The sequence below is a fragment of the Kitasatospora sp. NPDC004531 genome, from assembly GCF_053602195.1.
This window is the reverse complement of sequence record NZ_JBSGDD010000012.1, coordinates 1-21,522: the sequence shown is the minus strand read 5'-3', so window position 1 is coordinate 21,522 and position 21,522 is coordinate 1. Positions and strand designations below refer to the sequence as shown.

Below are 21,522 nucleotides of genomic sequence, written 5' to 3'. Positions count from 1 at the left end.
CAGGTGGCGAGGCCGGCTGCTGCTCGGTGCTGTGGGGCAGGGGGTGGCTTGTCGGTCCGGTGCCTCATAATGGTCGGTTGGGCACGCAATCGCCCGTGTCCCCCGCGGCCGTGCCACAGGTGTCCCACGATCCTGCCCGCCTGGGGTGGACGGCGAAGCGACTACCGGAAACGAGGTCGGGCATGCCCGCTCCCCTGGACCTCCCGCCGGGTTGGTCCCACCTGCGGATCGGCCAAATCGCCCAGGTGCAGGCCGGCAGTGGCACTGTCCGTTCCCCCGGTCCCGGCATCGCACTCCATGCCCAGCTGACGTCGGCGAACGTCAGCTGGGCTGGTTTGGATCTGCGGATGCTCGCGGAGACGGGGTTGACGCGTCATCAGGCGACCCGGCACCGGTTGGCGCCAGGTGACATCGTGGTGGCCGGGAAGTCGGGGAGTCCCCATCTGGTGGGGCGTCCCGCGTTGTGGAGCGGCGAGGTGGAGGACTGCTGCCTGAACGGCAGTCTCATCCGCGTGCGTCCAGGCCGGGGTGTGCATCCCGGTTACCTTCACCGAGTCCTATACTACGACGCGCTCCGCGGTGCGTTCGCGGGGCGGTTGAAGGGGACCACGAGTCTCAAGCATCTCGACACTGGAACAGTGCGAGCGTGGAGCGTGCCCGTTCCGCCGCTGCCGGTGCAGCAGCGCATCAGCGCCGTCGTTGAAGGCATGCTGGCGGACATCAACGCAGGTGAGGCGGCACAAGCAGCCGCCCGGAGCGACCTGCGCGTGTTGTGGGACAGCGTCCTTGACGCCGTGGCTGACGGGACTCTCGACAACCGGCCACCGAAAAGGGCTTCGCACTACCGCATCCACGAGGTCGCCTCCGTCATCGGCGGAGTCCAGGCGCCCCGAACAGCAGAGGATGGTGTCCGCCACACCTACCTGCGTGTCGCCAACATCGCGCCCGAAACCATCGACCTCGACAAGGTCAAGCACCTCACCATCCCCAAGGAAAGAGTGTCCTTCCTCCAGCACCACCTTCTGCAGAAGGACGACCTCCTGGTCGTACGCCAGAACGGCAGCCCGGACCGTCTGGGCCAGGCCGCCCTCTGGCACGGACAGCTGCCCGACATCCTCATCCAGAACCACCTGGCCCGCATCAGGCCCCACGGCATCGACCCGAGATACCTCGAGCTGGTCTGGAACGCCCCCAGCACCTTGCGTCCGCTCCGTCCGCTTGCTACGTCGACCACGGGTAGCCGGACACTGAGGTTGGACGACATCCGGGCCGTGCGTGTGCGCGTCCCAGGTGCTGCTGCCCAGGCGGAACTGGTCCTGGCTGCCGACCGCTGGAAGGACCATGTGGATGCGGTCGGTGCGCTGCTCGATGACGCGAGCCGGGCAGCTGCCGCGCTTCGTCTGTCCGTTCTCGCCCGGGCGTTCTCGGGTCGCCTCGCCCCGGGCGGGACGGCAGCAGACGGCGACGGGCAGCTCTGCACCATGAGCATGCCGGGTGTTCCCCAGCCCAGGCCAGTGGTCGGCCACGCGCTCGGCGTGTCAGTCGATGCCGGATACGAGCAGCAGGAGTTCGACTTCTGATGGGAGACCGTCCTGTGCCCGAGAACCTGCCCCTGGATGCGGTGGACGCGGCGCCCTCGCTGGCGGACCGCTTGTGGGGTCGCTGGCAGCAGGTCAACGATGGGGACTTCCGTCTCGACAGTGCCCACCTGCAGACCGTGGCGCACCTGTTGTTGTTCCGGCAGGCCCACCGCCGACTCACCAGGAGAGCGGCAGAGGCGACTGCTGCGGGTCCGATCGCGTTGGCTGCGCTAGCTGGGGCATGGACTGATCTCACTACCAGCGCCGACACCTACGGCACCTACCGGCGGTTGCTCCACGATCTGGGCGCAGCCCCTGAGACGGCGCTGGGTGCCGTGTTCGTCGATGCACACCAGAGTATCGACGACCCGGTCGTGCTGCGGGAGCTCATCGCTGTCCTGGACGAGGGCCTCGCCCAGGACGTTGGCAGCGTGTCAGCCGACGACGAGGGCGAAGTCCTGTCCGACCTCCTGGAACGCGCCCTTCAGCACCTGCGAGGCAGCAACCCCGACTACTACACGCCGCGTGCCCTCGTCGACCTCGTGGTCGCCACGGTGCGACCGGGCCCGGACGACATCATCACCGACCCGGCGTGCAAGGCTGGCAGCTTCCTCACTGCGGCATACCGGTACATCCTTGAGCACAATCCCGGCACCGAACCCCCGTCCGCAGGCGGGCGCATCAGCATCAGAGGGAACGAGTCCGCCCTCACCAACCTTGCCGGCGCCAACCTGTTGCTGCACGGCATCACCAAGCATGCCGACTGCCCGGGCGTCACGAATGAGAGCCCCTTCGGCCTCCCAGCGATGCCACGGGCGACGGTCGTGATCGCCAACCCGCCCTTCGGTACGATGAAGGGTGAGGAGAAGTCCGCGGTCGAGTCGCGCGTCGACCTTCCGGTCCGGACGAGCAGCAAAGCACTCAACTACCTCCAGCACATCATGTCGATCCTCGTGCCAGGAGGGCGGGCAGGAGTGATCGTGCCGGACGGCGTGCTGTTCGCTACGGGAGCCGCACGGGACGTACGACGCCTGCTCCTGCAGACCTTTGACGTCCACACCTTGATCCGGCTCCCTGCCGGTGTCTTCCCCACCGCCCGCGGCGTCCGCACCAGCATCCTCTTCTTCGACAGGCATCCCACCGGGCGGAGGGGACCGGGAGGCACGCTGTGGGTCTACGACCTGCGCACGGGGTCCTCACCGACTGGTGGTGAGAGCCACCTGGACGCTGAAGGCTCTGCCGAGATCGTTCGGGCACTTTGCATGGGCGACCGCAGCTCGCGGCAGGAAAGTGCCGACCACCGGTTCAGGCCGTTCACCTACGACGAACTCATGAAGCGTGAGGACACCAACCTCGACCTCGTGTGCCCGCCGTTGGAACCGCCCGTCCCGGACGACCGGTCACCAGGAGTCATTGCTGCCGAGATCACGGAGAAGCTGAAGACTGCTCTGAGTCACTTCGAAGCTGTCACCGAGGCGCTGTGAAACCGGCCGGCCCTGGCACTACCGCCAGGGCCGTGTGACATCCATTCGAGCAAGGGGCGGCTGATCCCTCTGCCATCGATATGCGGTAGCCCTGGGAAGCCTGGGAGCTGAGTCTCAAGTCAAGTGGCGGGATGCGGACCGGGCCATGGTCACGCCGAACCCTTCGGACTGCCGCGCTCCGTAGCGCGCGGCAGTCCTGATGGTGCGCGATGGTAGGGCGATCCATGAGGCGGGGCCGGAATGCCCCAGATGCAAGAGCGGAGTGTCCTTCGTACAAGAGGGAGATGGCCTTGCGGCGAACTCGTCGGAAGGTTTTCCGCTTCTATGCTTCACGGAACACCTTCGGATCATACCTTAGGCACGCCGAGATCCGCTAGGAGTTTCCTGGTGGCTGGATCGACGGAGTAGATCACGGTGCCGCGTATGGAGCGCGACAGTAGCACTCCATAAGCATTGCGGACCGAGCGCAGAAGATCGGCGTCCTGCTTGATCTGCCGAGCCTTGCTGCGTACGTGCGCGCGGTGGACTTCCCACTTTCCGTTGTCCCAGGAAAGGTCTGGGCCAATGATGACGCCACCCCACTCGTACTCCAGGCCTTGGGCTGTGTGTATGCAGCCAACCTGATTGAAGCCGCCTTCGCCGGTAGCCCAGAACTTTCGCTTCGGCACGCCTGGCGGAACGCGGCCATCCCCAGCGTTCCAAGGGCGGGCCCAGGTCTCGTCTGGCGCCACCTCTGGCACGGTTCCGGATCGGTCGTCCCACTTCCAGCACATTCCGGCGCTGATGCGGGCGCTTGCTCCGGACGCATTCTTCTCCCTGAGGAAGTCCTCCATGGCGGTCGCATTCTCGGCGTAGGAGAGCTTGAACGGCTCTGGGTCTTGGTCGTCTCCAGCATCCCAAGGGATTGGTGCGCCCGCGAGGAACTGTTGGATCCACCTGTCGTAGGTGGCACTGCCAACTGCGCGCAAGACCCGGTCTAGAGTGATGGGGACGACTTCGGCGCCCAGCGACTGGATCTCGGTCCGGAGAACGTCAGGTGACCACACCTCCTTCGGGAAAATTCGTTGATCCCCGTCGATGAAGAAGACGGGCACCTTGGCGCGGTTGACGATTGCCGCCACGGTGGTCTCTCCGGGCCGTTCCTTGCGCGAGCCTTGCATGGGGCGATGGGTGAGTCGATGCGCTTCGTCGCAGACGATGAGATCGAGTTCGTCTGCCGTGACGGAGTCTGCGATCTGGTTGATCGTCGGGAACATGCGACCGTGCCCTCTGGTTGCCCGCTTGAAATTGTCGCGCGATGCGATTCCTCCAGACACAAATCGCGCTTGGTGGCCACCCCGTAGTGCGCGGCCGAGTACATCGAGGGCCACCAGAGATTTCCCGGTTCCAGCGCGGCCGCTGATGACGAAGACGCGTTTCGCACCAGCCGAGGGGCCGCCCCGCACGGCGCCCATGATGTCATTGACAGCGCGCAACTGGTTCTCCAACAGACTGAACTGCGAGTAGCCGTTGATGATGGAGCCCGCATCATCGGTCAGTAGCGCCGTCGAGCGACGTCCCTTGAGGAGAGCCTGGGCGGCCTCGGTGCCGAGACCCGGTGCGAAATTGGCGGCCAGGAACTTTTGGAGATCATCGGGCTGCCGGGCGGTAAAGGTAGGGATCTCCGGATGCGGAGCCACCTGGCTAATCCACTGGGAATCCTCATCCTTGAGGTTGTGGAGGTATGATGCACCGACGATGTTTATATACCGATCGTCGAACATGCTGTGATGCCTCCGCAGCGCGATCAGGCTGTCGTGGACCTGTACTGCGGGATGCTTTTTGTGCTTTCCATAGAACGGTGCGAACACCATTCCCGTAGCGCAGTCCCCGCAGAGGCGGTTGGCCTCCGGGTCCTGGCAGACGCCGCAGAGACCTTTAGGGGTCGCCAGGTTCGGCCGATGGATCGAGCCCCACTGCTTCAGCTCAATGGCTGCGAAGCTGAGGTTTCCGCTGGGATGCCGTCCTGCGATAACGACATCGATCGGATTCATTCCGGGGTCCACGCGGTACTCGACGAAGAGTGACGTCTGTCCGAGTCCGGCGTCGACCAGAAACGTCGCCAACTCGAAGAGGCTCTCCTGCCATGATTCGAGGTCCGAACTCGAGGGTGCTGCCCCTTGGGGGTGGGCACACCGGTAACTCTCAGTTATCTTCTTGACCGACCGCTCGATGTTCCGCACCAGGGCGTTGGCGGAACTGTACTCCTCCAGTGCCCCCCAGGGCTTCTTCGTGGTCATCCTTGCTGCGCTCCCGCCTTGCCACAGTCTCGACTTCCCGGTCGTCGGCGAATCTTGGCGACGACCGGCTTCCGAATTATCACTGCGTGGTCGAGGGGCGTCAGACAGCGGCCGGTCTCACCTCCTGGCAAGGCCGGTCGCGCACAGCCTCAGTGAGTGGCCAGGACCTCCAACAGTCTGGTGAGGGAGGTGCCGAGGTTCCAGCGGGTGGCGAGGTGTTCGAGGGCCATGGGGTCGCGGGGTTCGCGGGGGAGGGTGGGGTCGAAGGGCGGGAGGGGGATGTCGGTGGCGACGCGGACGACGGTGGGGGCGACGTCGAGGTAGGGGGCCGCTTCGAGGAGGTTCTTGCGGCGGGCCGGGGTGAGCTTGGAGGCCGGGTCGGCGGCGGCGGCGCGGACGGCCGCCAAGTCGCCGTAGGTCTGGATCAGTTGGGTGGCGGTCTTCTCGCCGATGCCCTTGACGCCCGGCAGGCCGTCGCTGCTGTCGCCGCGCAGGGCGGCGAGGTCGGCGTAGGACGAGCCGGGGACGCCGTACTTCTCCAGCAGCGCCGCGTCGTCCATCCGCTGCGCGGCGCCGATGCCTTTCGCGGGGTACAGCACCGTCACCGCGCGGGTGTCGTCGACGAGTTGGAAGAGGTCCCGGTCGCCGGTGACGATCTCGACCGGGCCGGTGGCGCGGGTGGCGAGGGTGCCGATCACGTCGTCGGCCTCGTAGCCGGGCGCGCCGATCCGGGCGATGCCGATCGCGTCCAGCACCTGCTCGATCACCGGGACCTGCGGGGCGAGGGTGTCGGGCACCTCCTCCTCGCCGTCGGTCGCGCCCTCCGCCACCCGGTGCGTCTTGTAGGTGGGGATCAGGTCGACCCGCCACTGCGGGCGCCAGTCCGCGTCCATGCAGGCCACCAGCTGGTCCGGGCCGTGGTCCTGGACCAGGCGGGCGATGAAGTCCAGCAGCCCGCGCACCGCGTTCACCGGCTCGCCCTGCGGGGAGCGGAGCGAATCCGGCACGCCGAAGTAGGCGCGGAAGTAGAGGCTGGCGGTGTCGAGCAGCATCAGGCGCGGTGCGTTCGGTGGGGTCACCCCCCGATCATGCCGCATGCCGCCGACAGCGCGGTCGACGCGAGGTCAGTGCGGGTGCGGCCCCGAGCGGTGCACCGGTCCGTGGGCGTCCTCGCAGTGCTCGCGGGCCTCCTGCTCGGCGGCCGCCGCCGCGCCGCTGGAGGAGATCTGCAGCAGCCCGTCCGCGCCGCCCTCGCCGACGTGGTCGACCTGGAGGGTGGCGTGCGTGATCCGGTACTCCTCGCGCAGCCGGCGCTGCAACTCGCGCTGCACCGCGTGGCAGTCGCCGCCCGGGGCGACCAGGATGTGCGCCGACAGCGCGGGCTCGTTGGAGGTGATCTCCCAGATGTGCAGGTCGTGGATCTCCTCCACCTGCTCGGTGGCCACCAGCCGGTCCGCGACCTGGTCCGGGTCGATGCCGGCGGGCGCGGCCTCCAGGAAGATCCGCGCGGAGTCCCGCACCAGCCCGATCCCGGCCCGCAGCATCAGCGCCACCACCACGAGCGAGGCGATCGCGTCGGCCCGGACGAACCCGGTGAACAGCACCACCGCACCCGCCACCGCCGTCGCGATGAACGCGTACAGGTCGGTCAGGACGTGCTGGAAAGCGCCTTCCACGTTCAGCGAGGACCGGTTCGCCTTCGACATGCACCAGGTCGCCGCGATGTTCACCACCACGCCCACCAGCGCCGTCACCAGCACCAGCGACCCCGTCACCTCCGGCGGCGCGATCAGCCGGGCCACCGCCTCGTAGCCCAGCCACGCCGACAGCACCAGCAGCGTCACCCCGTTGGCCTGCGCCGACAGGATCTCCGCCCGCTTCAGCCCGTACGTGTAGCCGCCGCGCGCCGGACGCGCCGCCAGCCGCATCGCCACCAGGGCCAGCGCGATCGACGCCGCGTCGGTCAGCATGTGCGCCGCGTCCGAGATCAGCGCCAGCGACTGCGCCGCGAAACCGACCACCACCTCGCCGGCCATGAACACCACCAGCAGGATCAGCGCGCTCCACAGCCAGCGGCGGTCCGCGTCCGCCGAGACGGTGTGGCTGTGGCCGGCGTGAGCCCCACCGCCGTGGCCGTCGTCGTGGCCGCCGTGCTCGTGCTCGTGGTCGTGTGCGTGGTCGTGCTCGTGGTCCGCCATCGAGGGTCCCTCCGCTCCGGTCTCCGACCCCGAAGTGAACCCCAATTCGGAGGAAGATCCAAAGGCTGCACTGGTGACCGTTGTCGTTCTCCTGTAGGCCATTCGGGTCAGGTAGGGTGCGGCCCGCATCAGCGCAGGTCGCGCGGGCCCTCGACGGGCTTCGAAGGGCCTCGACGGGCCTCGACGGGAAAAGGGGGCGGAATGCCGGAGCAGGTGCCGCTGACGGTGATCGCCAAGGAGTGGGGCCGGATCGGCGTGCTCGGATTCGGCGGGCCGCCCGCGCACATCCTGCTGCTGCGCCGGCTGTGCGTGGAGCAGCGCGGCTGGCTCGCGGCGAACGAGTTCGAGGACGGCATCGCCGCCACCAACCTGCTGCCCGGCCCCGCCTCCACCCAGCTGGCGATCTTCACCGCCTGGCGGGTGCGCGGCACGGCCGGCGCGCTGGTGGGCGGGGCGGCGTTCATCCTGCCCGGGCTGGTGCTGATCCTGCTGCTGTCCGCGCTGTTCCTGGCCGGCGACCCGCCGCGCTGGGTGCTCGGCGCGGCCGCCGGGGCGGGTGCGGCGGTCGCCGCCGTCGCCGTGCAGGCCGCGGGTGCACTCGTCCCGGCCAGCCTGCAGCGCTCCGGCCCGGGGGCCGCCCGGGTCCGCTGGGCCTGCTACCTGCTGCTCGGCGCGGCGGCCGCGGTCCTCACCGGGCCGTGGCTGGTGCTCGTCCTGCTCGCCACCGGCGCCGCCGAGATCGCCTTCCGGCGCGGCGCCCGTCGAATCAGCCGAACGGGTGATGTCGAACGGCCCGGGCCGAAGGGTGACGGCCCCCGTGCCGCGCTGCCGCTGCTCGTCCCGGGCCTCGCCGCGACCGGCGGGTTCGGGGCGCTGGCCTGGGTCGCGTTCAAGGTGGGCGCGCTGTCGTACGGCGGCGGCTTCGTGATCATCCCGCTGATGCAGCAGGACGCCGTGCACCGCTACCACTGGATGACGGACGGCCAGTTCCTGAACGCCGTCGCCCTCGGCCAGATCACCCCCGGACCGGTCGTGCAGACCGTCGCCGTGGTCGGCTACGCGGCGGCGGGCGTCCTCGGCGGACTGTTCGCCTCGGCGGTGGCGTTCGGCCCGTCCTTCCTGCTGGTCCTGCTCGGCGCGGCGCACTTCGACCGCCTGCGGGCCAACACCGCCGTCCAGGACTTCCTCACCGGCGCGGGCCCCGCCGTGATCGGCGCCATCGCCGGCTCCGCGCTGCCGCTGGCGCTGGCCCTCGACCAGGCCTGGCAGTACGCGATCCTGGCCCTCGCCGCCGGCTGGCTGCTCGCCCTGCGCCGAGGCGTCGTCCCCTGCCTGCTGGCCGCCGGCCTCCTCGGCACGGCCGCCGCCCTGTCCGGCCTCCCGCTCCCGTAGCGGACGGGACGGCGGGGGCGCGGACGGCCGGGCGGGGCGCGCGGCGGGAGCGACGAGCCGGGCCCGGCGGCGTGGTGCCGCGGCCCGGCCCCGGCGGGCTCGTATCGCCTGGTCAGGCGGCCGGGACGGGAACCGGGGCCGGGCGGGTGGCGTGGACGAGGGCGCGGGCGACCCGGAGGTCCTCGCCCTGTTCGGGGTGCCACTGGACGCCGAGGGTGAAGCCGGGGCCCTCGATGGCCTCGATGGTGCCGTCGGGGGCGTGGGCGGAGACGGTGAGGCCCTTGCCGAGGCGGGCGACGGCCTGGTGGTGGTTGGTGGGGACGCTGACCGACGGCTCGGGGAAGAGGTCGGCGAGCAGGGTGCCGGGGATCGGGTGGACCGGGTGGCGGCCGTAGTCGGCCCGGGGGCCGCGGTGGTCGAGCCGGTCGCCGATGACGTCGGGCAGGTGCTGGATGAGCGAGCCGCCGCACACCACGTTGAGCAGTTGCATGCCGCGGCAGATGCCCAGCAGCGGGGTGCCGGCGGCGAGCGCGGCGCGGATCAGTGCGGCCTCCCAGCGGTCGCGCTCGGGGGCGTTGGCCACCGTCCGGGGATGGACGGGCTCGCCGTACAGCGCGGGGGCGACGTCCTCGCCGCCGGCGATGACCAGGCCGTCGAGGCGGGCGACCGCGTCCGCGGCGTGTTCGGGGGCGTCGGGCGGCAGCATGACGGCGATGCCGCCGACCTGTTGGAAGAGGGCCGGGTAGCGCTCGGGGAGCAGCACCGAGCGGATGGAGTCCCACCGGCCCCAGCCGGCGTCGAGGAGGAACGTGCTGATGCCGATGACGGGGCGTGAGGTCATGGCGCGCATTCAAGCGCCCGGGCGCGCCCCCACCGGCGCGACCCACCACCCCCGTGCGCCCCATCAGGCGCGTGGAGCACAGAACACGCCCCGGTCGGCGTATCGGGTTCACCCGAACGGCGGTTGTGCGCGATTCTCACCCGAATCTCATCGTCGAACCCCGGATTCCGGGTGCACGCTGATTTCCCGTTTACCCGGGGCCGCTTAGGGTCGTGGATGTGAGTGAGCAGCAGATTCCGGCCGGGTGGTACCCGGACCCCGTCGACACCGACAGCGACCCCCGCCCCGAGCGCTGGTGGGACGGCAAGGGCTGGACCGCCAGCACCCGACCGGCCTCGGCCGCCCCCGATGCCGCACCCGGCGGCCCGTCCGCCGCCCCCGCCGACGCCGCGCCCGGCACCCCGGCCGACGCACCCGGCACCCCTGCCGACGCCGCCCCCGGCGCCGAGCACGCCACCGTCCTGGAAGGCACCGTGCTGGACGCCGCCGGGCACACCGTCCACTACCCGCCGCCGCCCCCGTACGCGGGGCTGCCGCCGGCCAAGCCGCGCCGCCGCCCGTCGAAGCCGGTGGTGATCGCGGCCTCGGTGGCCGCCCTGCTCGGCCTGGGCCTCGGCTCCGGCGTCACCTACCTGGCGATGGACGGGCACTCCGGCAAGCACGCCGCCGCTAAGTCGTCCCCGGAGAACCGCCCGGGCCACAAGGGCGAGGGCTTCGACGGCGAGAACGGCGAGAACGGCGAGAACGGCGGGAGCGGCGGAAGCGGCAAGAACGGCAAGAACGGCCCCGGCGACGGCATCCCGGGCCTCCCCGGCCAGGGCGAGGGGAAGAACGGCAAGGGCGACAGCGACGGCGTCAACGCCGACCTCGCCGTCGACCTGGTCAACGGCATCTCGCTGCCGATCCCCAGCGGCTGGCAGGGCGGCACCACCAAGGCCGGCTTCGCCGCCCTGAGCATCGGCGAGTACACCTGCGCGGGCAGCAGCTCCGACACCTGCTCGCTGGGCGGCGCCGACAGCAGCCGGATCAACGGCACCGACGCCAAGCAGGCCGCCCAGCAGGACATCGAGGCCGCCGCGAAGGCCGCCTACGGCGACATCACCGGCCACCAGGAGCTGAAGAACGAGGCCGTCACGGTGGCCGGCCGCGCCGGCCACCTGGTGCGCTGGAAGGTCGACGCGCCCAAGGGCAACAACGGCTACGTGGAGACCGTGGTCTTCCCCACCGCCGACGGCAAGGCGCTGACCGCCGTGCACCTGGGCTTCGACATCGCCGACAAGGCCCCGGGCCTCGACCAGATGGACGCCATCGTCAAGGGCATCGCCACCTTCAAGGGCGGCCCCCTCGGCACCGGCACCACCACCTGAGGCCGCCGCGAGCGCGGCTCAACCCCCTTCGCGCAGAAGGGTGTTGAGCCGCGCCGCCTGCCGCACCAGATGGTCCCGCTCGGCCACCGCCCCGGCCTTCGCCGCGGCCTGCGCGTACAGCCGGGCCGCCGCCCGCAGGTCGCCGGCCCGCTCGTGCAGGTACGCGGACGCGGCGGTGTGCCGGGGCAGCGCGGCGTCCAGCTCCGCGAGCGCGGCCAGGCCCGCCCGCGGCCCGTCCGCCTCGCCGACGGCGACCGCCCGGTTCAGCCGCACCACCGGACTGTCCGTCAGCGCGGCCAGCTCGTCGTACCACTCGACGATCTGCACCCAGTCGGTCTCCTCGGCGCGCGGCGCGTCCGCGTGCAGCGCGGCGATCGCCGCCTGCGCCTGGAACTCGCCGAGCCGGTCGCGGGCCAGCGCGGCCTGCAGAATCGTCACGCCCTCGGCGATCAGTGCGGTGTCCCAGCGGGAACGGTCCTGCTCGGCCAGCGGGACGAGGCTGCCGTCCGGCGCGGTGCGCCCGGGCCGGCGGGCGTGGTGCAGCAGCATCAGCGCCAGCAGCCCGGACACCTCCGGGTGGTCGATCCGGGCGGCCAGCTGCCGGGTCAGCCGGATCGCCTCGGCCGCCAGGTCGACGTCCCCCGAGTAGCCCTCGTTGAACACCAGGTACAGCACCCGCAGCACCGTCGCCAGGTCGCCCGGCCGGTCCAGCCGGGCCCCGCTCACCGTCCGCTTCGCCCGGCTGATCCGCTGCGCCATGGTCGCCTCCGGCACCAGGTACGCCTGCGCGATCTGCCGGGTGGTCAGCCCGCCGACGGCGCGCAGCGTCAGCGCCACCGCCGACGCCGGCGTCAACGACGGGTGCGCGCACAGGAAGTACAGCCGCAGCGAGTCGTCGACGTCCGGCACCGGCCCGGGCCCGGGCTGCTCCTCCACCAGGTCCTCGCGGCGGCGGCGCGAGGCCTCCGAGCGGGCCGCGTCCAGGAAGCGCCGCCAGCCGACGGTGATCAGCCAGCCCTTCGGATCGCGCGGCGGATCGGCCGGCCAGGTCCGCACCGCCTCCAGCAGCGCCTCCTGGACGGCGTCCTCCGCCGCCGCGAAATCCGCGCCGCGCCGCACCAGGACGCCCAGCACCTCGGGCGTCAGCACGCGCAGCGCCGCCTCGTCGAGCCCGTGGTCGTTCACTCGGTGACGGTGTCCGGGTACTCGGTCAGGAACGGGCGCAGCTCCAGCCACTCGTGGATCGGCTCGCCGTTCGCGCCCGGCGCCGCGGACAGTTCGGCGGCGACCTCCAGCGCCCGCTCGTAGCTGTCCACGTCGATCGCCATCCAGCCGGCGATCAGGTCCTTGGTCTCCGCGAACGGCCCGTCGGTGACGGGCGGACGGCCCTCGCCGTCGGAGCGCACCCAGGTGCCGCGCGGGGCGAGCGCCTGGGCGTCCACGAACTCGCCGCTGTCCCGCAGCCGGTCCGCGAGGTCGTTCATGTACTGGATGTGCGCGGTGACCTCGGCGGGCGTCCACTCGTCCATCGGCACGCAGTTCACCGCCTGCGGATTGCCCCGGTAGTGCTTGAGCAGCAGGTACTTCGCCATCGTTCTCACTCCTCGGTGGTGACGCGACCCATTGTGGCCGCCTTCGACCCTGGGACGGAGCCCCGCCGGGGTTCTCGACATGCCCGCCGAAGAATTTCTTCCCGCCCTACAGGAACGTCCGGCCCTCGCCGCGATAGGTCGGCACCGTCTCCACCACGGCGTCGCCCTCGACCAGGTGCAACTGCGCGAAGCGCTCGCACAGCTCACCGGCCTTCGCGTGCCGGAACCACACCCGGTCGCCGATCAGCAGATCGTCCGCCGCCGAGCCCAGCAGCGGCGTCTGCACCTCGCCCGCGCCCTCCTGCGGGTCGTAGCGCAGACCGGCCGGCAGATAGGGGACGGGGGAGCGGTCCGCCCCCGCCGGGCCGGACGCCGGGTAGCCGCCGCCGAGCACCGTCACCACGCCCACCCCGGGCCGGCGCACCACCGGCTGCGCGAACAGCGCCGCCGGCCGGCCCCGGAACGACCGGTAGTGGTCGAACAGCCGGGGCACGAACAGCCCGGAACCCGCCGCCACCTCCGTCACCGCCCGCTCCGCCACCGTGGACTCCACGCTGCCGGTGCCGCCGCCGTTCACGAACTCCAGGTCGGCGACCTGCCGCACCCGGCGCACCACCTCGGCCCGCCGCTGCGCCAGCTCGGCCCGGGCCCGGCCCTGCATCAGCCGGATCGCCGCCGACCGCACCGGCCGGCCCGGCAGCGCGTCGCCGACGCCCGCCACATGGCCCTCGTACGCCATCAGGCCGACCACCTCGAACCCGCGCCGCGCGTTCACCGACTCGGCGAACCGGCCCAGCTGTTCGGGGGTGCGCAGCGGCGAGCGGCGGGCCCCGACGCGGACCCGGCCGCCCAGCAGGTGCAGCGAGGTGTCCAGCTCCAGGCAGACCCGCACCGTCGCCGAACCCTCCCGGGCCGCGTCGATCAGCTCCAGCTGCGCGAGGTCGTCCACCAGCACGGTGACCTGCCGCGCCAGCTCCGGATCCGCCGTCAGCCGCCCGAACCCGGCCCGGTCCGCCGACGGGTACGCCAGCAGCACGTCCGTGAACCCGGCCCCCGCCAGCCACAGCGACTCCGCGAGGGTGAAGCTCATCACGCCCGCGAAGCCGTCCCGCGCCAGCACCCGCTCCAGCAGCGCCCGGCAGCGCACCGACTTGGAGGCCACCCGGATCGGCTTCCCGCCCGCCCGCCGCACCAGGTCCGCCGCGTTGGCGTCGAACGCGGCCAGATCGACGATCGCCAGCGGCGCGTCCAGGTGGGCCGTCGCCCGGTCGTACCTGGCGCGGTCGGACACGGTGCCGCTGGTCGCGGCGGTTTCAGCGAGAGCCATGGCCCGCAGACTGCCACATCGCCCTACCGGGCGGTAGGCCCTCGTTCCAGGTAGTTCATCGGACTGATTTCGGGGGCCGTCGGTGGTGCCCTTCCGGGCGGACGCGCGCCGACGGGCGAGCGTGGGGCCGTTGTGTGCCCACCGCCCGATCGACGTTCCTGGGGCCGCCCGGTCCGATCGGCTGACACTGAGGGTGGTTCGAGATGGTCGAGGCCCGGTCGGCGATTCGACGGAGGCGGTGCGCGCCCTTCCTGGCCGCACTGCTCACCTGGGGGACGGTGGCGCTGTCCGCGCCGCCGGTGGCCGCCGTGCCGGCGGCGGCCGGGCCCGTGACCCGCGCGCCCGCCGCGGTCGGCGACGTCGTGGACGTGACGACCAACATCGCCGGGCCGGTCAGCGGGTACGCCGGCCAGGAGTTCACCTACACGGTGACCATGAGCAACAACGAGCTGACCGCGGCCGACGGGGCGCCGTTCACCGTCACGCTGCCCGCCGCCGCGACCCACGTGACGGCGACCTGCGCCGCGGCCGCCGGCGCCGCCTGCCCCGCCTCGCTGACCGTGACGAACAGCCAGGTCTCGGGCACCGCCGTCAGCCTGCCGCACATCGGCGTGCTGACCCTGACCGTCACCGGCCGCTTCGGCGCCCCCTCCCCGTCGTCGGTCACGGCCTCCTCGCACATCGACCCGCCACCGGGCGCGACCGACTCCGACCCGAGCTCCGACGACAGCTCGATCAGCACCGCCATCAACAACCGGATGAGCCTGCGGGTCACCAAGTCCCAGTCCGCGACCACGATCCTGCCGGGCCAGCCGAACACCTACACCGTCACGTACAGCAACGAGGGCCAGGGCTGGGCGGACGGCGCGACGATCCGCGACTACCTGGACTCCTCGCAGCGGCTCTACACCTCGTACGCCGTGCACATCGTGTCCTGCGACGGCACCGGCGGCGCCAGCTGCCCCTCGTTCATCACGGACACCACGGCCAACAACAGCACCGCGATCTTCTACGGGGAGATCGGGGACTTCCCCCCGGGCGCCAAGCTCACGGTCGTGATGACGGTCGACCCGACCGGCCCGGAGCCGGCCTGCTCCTCGTCGCCGACCGCCGACATCGTCTCCAACACCGCCAACTTCTTCACCCCGACCAACGTGACCAACACCCTGTCCAGTTCGGCGTCGGTCTCGGCCACCGGGCTCACCCCGAGCCCGTGCCCCCGGACGAACCTCTCCGTCACCAAGACGCAGGCCAACCCCCAGATCCTGCCGGGGCAGCCCAACACCTACACGGTCACCTACCGCAACAACGGCCCGCTCGCGGCCGACGGCGCGACCATCCGCGACTTCCTGGAGTCCGAGCAGCGGATCTACACCTCGTACGCCGTGCACATCGTGTCCTGCAACGGCACCGGCGGTGTCACCTGCCCCTCGTTCATCACGGACACCACGGCCAACAACAGCACCATGGTCTACTACGGGCAGCTCGGGGACTTCCCCGCGGGCGCCGAGCTGACGGTGGTGATGACCGTCGACCCGACCGGCGCGCCCACCGCGTGCAGCGCCGCTCCCCGGGCCGACCGGATCACCAACACCGCGCAGCTGTTCCCCGTCGCGCCGCTGGTCAACACCGGCAACAGCAGCGCGGTGGTCGTCGCGACCGGGCTGACGCCCGACAAGTGCCCGGAGACCTCGATCGCCGTCACCAAGACGCAGAGCAGCACCCTGCTGCTGCCGGGCCTGCCCAACACGTACACCATGACGTACGAGAACAAGGGCCCCAACGCCGCCGACGGCGCCACGATCCGCGACTACCTGTCGATGGCTACCTCCTTCTACCGCGAGTTCCGCATCCACATCGTGTCGTGCACCGGCGAGGGCGGCGTGACCTGCCCGTCGTTCCTCACCGACACCACGATCGACGCCAACGCGATGGCGTACTACGGGGACCTCGGGGCGTTCCCGGTCGGCGCCAAACTGACCATCGTGCTGACCGTCGACCCCGTCGACCCGAGCCCGCTGGCGTCCTGCCCCAGCACGCCCACCCAGGTCAGCAACAACACGAACTTCTTCGTCCGGCAGCCGCTGGTCAACACCGGCAGCAGCGCCGCCTACGCCACGGCGAGCGCCCCGTGCGCGGACATCGCCGTCAACAAGGCCGTGGTGCCGGCCGCGGTGCGGTCCGGAGAGGCCGTCAGCTACACGATCAAGGTCTCCAACGGATCGCCGCAGACCGCCAGGTCGGTGGAGTTCTCCGACCCGCTGCCGCCCGCCACCGCCTTCGAGTACGGCTCGGCGACCTGCACCGCCAACTCCGCCGCCTCGACCTGCGGCGCGGTGGTCTTCGACCCGGCGACCCGCACCGTCACCTCCACCGTCCCGCAGATCGGCGGCAACCAGGACTACGTCACCATCACCGTCACCGGCACCGCCGGACCGATCCCCGGCACCTACCCCAACACCGCCACCGCCAAGTCCTCCACCGGCCCCGACGCGTTCCTCGACGCCATCCCGTCGTCGAACAGCAGCAGCGTCTCGCTCCAGGTCTTCAACACCGCCTCGGCCATCACCGTCACCAAGCAGCTCACCGGCCTCCCCGCCGGCGGCCTGCCCGCCCCGCTCACCTTCACCGGCACCGTCACCTGCGGCACCCAGCCGCCGCAGACCTGGTCGGCGACCGTCCCCGCCGGGGCGAGCAGCGCCACCGCCGCGCCGCTCACCTTCTACGACGGCCAGCAGTGCACCATCACCGAGAACCCGCCGCCGACCCCGCCGCCCGGCCTGCACTACACCGGCCCCGCGGTGATCAACCCCGCCGTGATCGCCAGCCTCGGGACGCAGGCCGACGTCCAGGTGATCAGCTCCACCCCGCTGGGCGACAACGCCGAACTGAGCCTCAGCAAGCTGGTCGACCGGGTCCTCGCCACCGCCGGGGACACCGTCACCTACACCTACGAGGTCGCCAACACCGGCACCGTCGCCGTCTCCGGCGTGAGCATCGACGAGAGCGTCTTCACCGGCAGCGGCGCCAAGCCCGTCCCGGTCTGCCGGGCCGCCGACCTCGCGCCCGGGGAGACCACCACCTGCACGGCCCTCTACACCGTCACCGCGCAGGACGTCGCCGGCGGGTCGATCGCCAACACGGCCACCGCCAAGGGCACCGCCGCCTCCGGCCCCGACCCGGTCAGCAACCCGGCCTCCGCCACCGTGCGGACCGTCGCCGCGCCCGGCGTCTCGCTCGCCAAGAGCGTCACGCCGACCACCGTCGGCCGGGCCGGCGCCGTCCTCGCCTACTCCTTCACCGTCACCAACACCGGCGGCGTCCCGCTCACCGACGTGCGCGTCGACGAGACCTCCTTCACCGGCTCCGGCGGCGCGCCGCTGGTCGAATGCCCGCCCGACGCGCTCACCCTGGCACCGCAGGACTCGGTGGTCTGCACCGCCGCCTACACCACCACCCAGGCCGACATCGACGCCGGCACGATCACCAACACCGCGACCGCCACCGGCCACGCGCCGGCCGGCTTCGCCGACCCCGTCTCGGCCGAGGCCCGCGCCACCGTCACCGCGGCGGCCGCGCCCGCGCTCACCCTCGCCAAGACCGCCGGGCCCGCCGACACGCCGCTGACCGAGGGCACCACGGTCACCTACCAGTTCCTCGTCACCAACACCGGCAACGTCACGCTCACCGGACTCGACGTCCAGGAGACCGCGTTCGACGGCCACGGCACCGCGCCCACCCCGTCCTGCCCGCCCGAGGCCGCCTCGCTCGCCCCCGGCGTCGCCATCGCCTGCACCGCGACCTACGTCGTCACCGCGGCCGACGTCGACGCCGGGCGGATCAGCAACACCGCCACCGCCACCGCCACCGACCCCGGCGGCCGGACCGTGCGCTCCGAGGCCGGCACCGCCGTCTACCCGTCCCGGGCCAACCCGGCGCTGACCCTGGTCAAGAGCGCCACCCCGGCCGTCGTCCACGAGGCCGGCGACACCGTCCACTACACCTTCACCGTCACCAACACCGGCAACGTCGCCCAGACCGACGTGAGCGTCACCGACACCGCCTTCAACGGCCACGGCACCCCGCCCGTGCCCGACTGCCCGCCGGCCGACACCGCCCGGCTGTTCCCCGGCGGGCAGCTCACCTGCACCGCCGACTACACCGTCACCGAGGAGGACCTGAGCGAGAACCTGCTCACGAACACCGCGACCGCCACCGGCCACGCGCCCGACGGTGCGAGCGTCACCTCGCCCGAATCCACCGCGCAGGTGGCGGTCGAACCGACCGGTCCCGTCCCGACCCCGACGCCGACCCCGACGCCGAGCCCGTCCCGGCCCGGCCACGAGCTCGCGCACTCCGGCACCGCGACCACGCGGGTGCTCGGGTACGCGGCGCTGGTCCTGCTGGCCGGCACGGTCCTGGTGCTGTCGGTGCGCAGGCGCCGCGGCTGACCGCGCCCCCCGACGGTGCCCGCCTCCCGCCCGGGAGGCGGGCACCGCCGCGTCCGCCCGCCGCTCAGCCGGTGTGCAGCACCCGCCACCGCCCGGGGGCGGCCGGGTCGCGGTCGGCGACCTGGACGGGCGCCCATGCCCACTGGAGCACACCGATGCCCGGCACCCGTGCGAAGCGGATCGGCCCGCGGCTGCCCGTCACCCGCACGCGTGAGAAGTCGGCCGCCCCCGTCTGCGCCAGCGCGGCCAGGACGGAGATGGTGTCCCAGCCCTCGAAGGCCACGAACGACGGCTGCTCGCCCAGGTGTTGACGCAGCACGTCGGCGATCCGCGCGCCCGCCGCATCGAGCCGCTCCGGCAGGTAGCGCAGGAACGGCACCCCGGCACCGTCCGCGCCCAGCAGCGACGCCCACTCGGTGAACTCGGGCTGCCCGGCCGGGGCGCCGATCAGCACGTCGGCGAGCCGGTCGTCCCGGCGCACGGCCCGGACGATCGGGACCGCCGGGTCCGGGAAGCCCGTCAGCAGCAGGACGGCGCTCGCCCCGGATGCGGCCAGCGCGTCGGGCACGCCGACCGGGTCGAGCTCGACCACGTCGCCGCCGTGCGCGCCGAGGCGCTCGCGCAGGACGCGGGTGCCGGACTCCCAGTACGCGCCGCCCTGGGTGACCACCGCGACGCGGCGGTGGCCGGCGCCGAGCAGGAAGTCCGCGTACACCCGCCAACCGTGCGACTGGGCGGGGGCCAGCCGCGCCACCACGTCCGTCGGCTGCTCGGTCAGCGCGTCCAGCACCGCCGACGAGCAGAGGAACGGCACCCCGGCCTCGGCCGCGCGGGCGGCCGCCGCCCGGGCCGCCACGCTGTGGAACTCGCCTGCCAGGGCGGCCACTTGGAGCCCGGCCAGCTCGTCGACGGCCGCCGCCGCGCGCTGCGGGTCCGCCGCCGTGTCCCGCACCAGCAGCTCCACCGGCCGCCCGGCCGCGCCGCCCGCCGCGTTCAGCTCGCCCACGGCCGCCGCCATGCCGCCCAGCAGCTGCCGGCCGGCCTCGACCCAGCCCGGCCGGCTCAACGGCGCCAGCACACCGATGCGTATCGCGTCCATCCCCGCACCACTCCCGCCCCATGAGTCACCTGACCCACCATGATGCCGCTCAGCGCACCGCGCGGGTGGTGACGGCGGCCTTGCGGAGCTGCTCGGCCAGCTGGGCGGCGGTGGTGGCGGCCTCGGAGACCAGCTTGGCGGCCTGCGTCGCCTGCGGGTCCCGGGTGAGCTGCGGCAGTGCCATCGCCTGCTGGCGCAGCAGGTCGGACAGGGCGGTGGCCAGGTGGTCCATCCGCTCCAGCGAGTTGCCGGCGTCCGCCGGGCGGTGCCATCCGGCGCGCCCGCCGGCCACGTCCTTCGCCGCCACGGTCACCGCGTCCGCCGCGCCGCGCACTGCGAACATCGGGTCGTACGTTCCCACGATGGTCTTCCTTTCCGTCGGTACCACCGGCACCCGTCCGCCCAGCGTGCCGCACCCCCGCCGCACCCGCAGCGGGGAACGGGCCCGGCCCACCCGTCCGGCCCCCGACCCCCGCCCGGCCCGCGCCCCCGCACCGCCGACCGGCCCGGCGTAAACGTGGCATACGCTCGACGGGTGGAGCGCAAGAACATCCCCAATCCCGGGTTCGCCGAGGACGACGGCACCGCCGACCCCGTCCTCGCCGCCGCCCTCGCCGCCTGGCAGCAGGACCCGTCCGCCGAGGGCGAGTTGCTGGCCGCACTGACGCCGAGCCGGCTCATGGTGCCGATCGTGGCCGTGCTGGGGGAGGTGGAGTACGACGAGAACGGGCACAAGCGCGAGAAGACCAGCGACATGGCGGTGCCGGTCATGGAGGCCGCCGACGGACGCCGCGCGCTGCCCGCCTTCACCTCGATGGCGACCATGGCGAGCTGGCGGGCGGACGCCCGGCCCGCGCCGGTGGCCGCCCCGCAGGCCGCGATGGTCGCGTTCTCCGAGCGCGCCGACACCCTGCTGATCGACCCGGCCGGCCCGGTCACCTACCTGCTCACCGGCGCCCGCCTGCGCGCCGTCGCCGAGAACCGGCCCTACCTGCCGCCGCACACCGACCCCGAGGTGCACCGGGCGCTGCGCGAGCTGCTGGCCGCCGAACCCGAGATCGCCGCCGCCCACCTCGCCCCGGCCACCGACGCGGACGCCACCCTCGCCCTCGTCCTCGCCGACCCCACCGCCGACCCCCGCCCCCTCGCCACCCGCCTCGGCCAGGCCCTCGCCTCCGCCGACGCCCTGCGCCTGCGCCTGGACCACGGCCTCCAACTCGCCTTCCTGGCCCAGCCCCTGGAGCAGGAACCGTTCTTCACCCGCGCCTGAGGCCCGTGCCTGAGGCTCGCTCCCGAGTCCGGCGCGGGAGAACGGTTTCGACACGGACGGGTGAACTCCCGTGAGGGCGGTTCGCATTCGGAGTGTTGCGGCCGAACGGGGGACCGCCCTCGCTAGGTTGAGGGTTCCCGGAGCGCGCGGCGGCCCGCCGCGGGCCGGTCGGGTTCGTGCGAAGGGGAGTCCCGTGTTCTCCAGGACCAAGAGGGTCGTGCTCTCGCTGGCCACCGCGTTCGCCGCGGCGCTGGCGTTCACCGTCAGCGTGCCGAGCGGCCACGCCTGGGCGATCGACCACGTGCAGTGCGTCGGCGGCGAGAACTTCCTGAAGATCTGGTCCCATCTGGACGGGCGGGAGAGCGTCGACTGCTACGCCAACGGCGGCACCACGGACTTCGGCGGCTGGTGGGTGGACCGCATCTCCACCGGCAACAACGACCTCATCTACTACGACGTCAACGGCGATTCGGTCCGCATCGACCGCTGGACGGACATCACCTTCCCCAACCGCCCGCCCCGGGTCCGGGCCATCCAGATCGTCTGAACGGCCGTGGGGGGGGCGGCGGGGGGGGGGGGCCGCCGCGCGGCGGGGGGTCCGCGGGTGGGGGGGGGGGGGAGGGGGAGGAGGGGGGGGGGCGC

16 protein-coding genes are annotated in these 21,522 nt (G+C 72.2%); 7 read left to right on the top strand and 9 right to left on the bottom strand.

The features are described from left to right. Positions 1-182: 182 nt before the first annotated feature. Together ACWEMJ_RS08115 and ACWEMJ_RS08110 are read left to right on the top strand one after the other, a co-directional pair. Positions 183-1,580, top strand: a complete 1,398-nt coding sequence (locus ACWEMJ_RS08115) for a hypothetical protein (RefSeq protein WP_452136134.1) — start codon at positions 183-185, stop codon at positions 1,578-1,580. Positions 1,581-1,594: 14 nt separating this feature from the next. Then, positions 1,595-3,064: an HsdM family class I SAM-dependent methyltransferase gene (locus ACWEMJ_RS08110; protein ID WP_452136133.1), complete on the top strand. Its 1,470-nt coding sequence runs from the start codon at positions 1,595-1,597 to the stop codon at positions 3,062-3,064. A 347-nt stretch (positions 3,065-3,411) separates the two neighbouring features. Here ACWEMJ_RS08110 and ACWEMJ_RS08105 read toward each other — a convergent pair whose 3' ends face one another. From ACWEMJ_RS08105 to ACWEMJ_RS08095, 3 genes are all read right to left on the bottom strand, one after another. After that, positions 3,412-5,343 (bottom strand): DNA/RNA helicase domain-containing protein, encoded by a 1,932-nt coding sequence (locus tag ACWEMJ_RS08105; protein WP_452136132.1) that lies wholly within the window; start codon positions 5,341-5,343, stop codon positions 3,412-3,414. A gap of 149 nt (positions 5,344-5,492) precedes the next feature. Further along, positions 5,493-6,395 carry a 5'-3' exonuclease gene (locus ACWEMJ_RS08100; RefSeq protein WP_452136205.1) on the bottom strand — a complete coding sequence of 301 codons (903 nt, stop codon included), beginning with the start codon at positions 6,393-6,395 and terminating at the stop codon, positions 5,493-5,495. Between the two features lie 72 nt (positions 6,396-6,467). Further along, positions 6,468-7,541 (bottom strand): cation diffusion facilitator family transporter, encoded by a 1,074-nt coding sequence (locus ACWEMJ_RS08095; RefSeq protein ID WP_452136131.1) that lies wholly within the window; start codon positions 7,539-7,541, stop codon positions 6,468-6,470. A gap of 201 nt (positions 7,542-7,742) precedes the next feature. Here ACWEMJ_RS08095 and chrA point away from each other — a divergent pair, with 201 nt between their 5' ends. After that, positions 7,743-8,933, top strand: a complete 1,191-nt coding sequence (gene chrA / locus ACWEMJ_RS08090) for a chromate efflux transporter (protein ID WP_452136130.1) — start codon at positions 7,743-7,745, stop codon at positions 8,931-8,933. 112 nt (positions 8,934-9,045) lie between these two features. On the opposite strand, the gene ACWEMJ_RS08085 is transcribed toward chrA, so the two are convergent. Continuing rightward, positions 9,046-9,774 carry a gamma-glutamyl-gamma-aminobutyrate hydrolase family protein gene (locus ACWEMJ_RS08085; protein ID WP_452136129.1) on the bottom strand — a complete coding sequence of 243 codons (729 nt, stop codon included), beginning with the start codon at positions 9,772-9,774 and terminating at the stop codon, positions 9,046-9,048. Between the two features lie 218 nt (positions 9,775-9,992). On the opposite strand from ACWEMJ_RS08085, the gene ACWEMJ_RS08080 reads away from it, so the two are divergent. After that, complete coding sequence (locus ACWEMJ_RS08080; protein WP_452136128.1) at positions 9,993-11,141, top strand: DUF2510 domain-containing protein; 1,149 nt, start codon at positions 9,993-9,995, stop codon at positions 11,139-11,141. A gap of 18 nt (positions 11,142-11,159) precedes the next feature. On the opposite strand, the gene ACWEMJ_RS08075 is transcribed toward ACWEMJ_RS08080, so the two are convergent. The 3 genes from ACWEMJ_RS08075 to ACWEMJ_RS08065 form a co-directional block, all read right to left on the bottom strand. Continuing rightward, a complete protein-coding gene (locus ACWEMJ_RS08075) occupies positions 11,160-12,326 on the bottom strand; it encodes an RNA polymerase sigma factor (RefSeq protein ID WP_452136127.1) in 1,167 nt (388 codons plus the stop codon). Further along, on the bottom strand, positions 12,323-12,733 hold the full coding sequence (locus tag ACWEMJ_RS08070) for a YciI family protein (RefSeq protein WP_452136126.1): 411 nt from the start codon (positions 12,731-12,733) through the stop codon (positions 12,323-12,325). The genes ACWEMJ_RS08075 and ACWEMJ_RS08070 overlap by 4 nt, the downstream gene beginning before the upstream one ends. A gap of 106 nt (positions 12,734-12,839) precedes the next feature. Beyond that, positions 12,840-14,060 carry an alanine racemase gene (locus tag ACWEMJ_RS08065; protein WP_452136125.1) on the bottom strand — a complete coding sequence of 407 codons (1,221 nt, stop codon included), beginning with the start codon at positions 14,058-14,060 and terminating at the stop codon, positions 12,840-12,842. Positions 14,061-14,263: 203 nt separating this feature from the next. Between ACWEMJ_RS08065 and ACWEMJ_RS08060 the strand changes: the two genes are divergently transcribed. Beyond that, positions 14,264-18,511, top strand: coding sequence for a DUF7507 domain-containing protein (locus ACWEMJ_RS08060; protein WP_452136124.1), 4,248 nt, complete (start codon positions 14,264-14,266; stop codon positions 18,509-18,511). Between the two features lie 64 nt (positions 18,512-18,575). Here the strand turns inward: ACWEMJ_RS08060 and ACWEMJ_RS08055 are convergent, their stop codons facing one another. Further along, complete coding sequence (locus tag ACWEMJ_RS08055) at positions 18,576-19,610, bottom strand: ABC transporter substrate-binding protein (protein ID WP_452136123.1); 1,035 nt, start codon at positions 19,608-19,610, stop codon at positions 18,576-18,578. A 49-nt stretch (positions 19,611-19,659) separates the two neighbouring features. Next, positions 19,660-19,971: a hypothetical protein gene (locus tag ACWEMJ_RS08050; RefSeq protein WP_452136122.1), complete on the bottom strand. Its 312-nt coding sequence runs from the start codon at positions 19,969-19,971 to the stop codon at positions 19,660-19,662. 174 nt (positions 19,972-20,145) lie between these two features. Here ACWEMJ_RS08050 and ACWEMJ_RS08045 point away from each other — a divergent pair, with 174 nt between their 5' ends. Next, positions 20,146-20,880, top strand: coding sequence for an SseB family protein (locus tag ACWEMJ_RS08045; protein ID WP_452136121.1), 735 nt, complete (start codon positions 20,146-20,148; stop codon positions 20,878-20,880). A gap of 193 nt (positions 20,881-21,073) precedes the next feature. Further along, positions 21,074-21,427 carry a beta/gamma crystallin domain-containing protein gene (locus tag ACWEMJ_RS08040; protein WP_452136120.1) on the top strand — a complete coding sequence of 118 codons (354 nt, stop codon included), beginning with the start codon at positions 21,074-21,076 and terminating at the stop codon, positions 21,425-21,427. Positions 21,428-21,522: the final 95 nt, after the last annotated feature.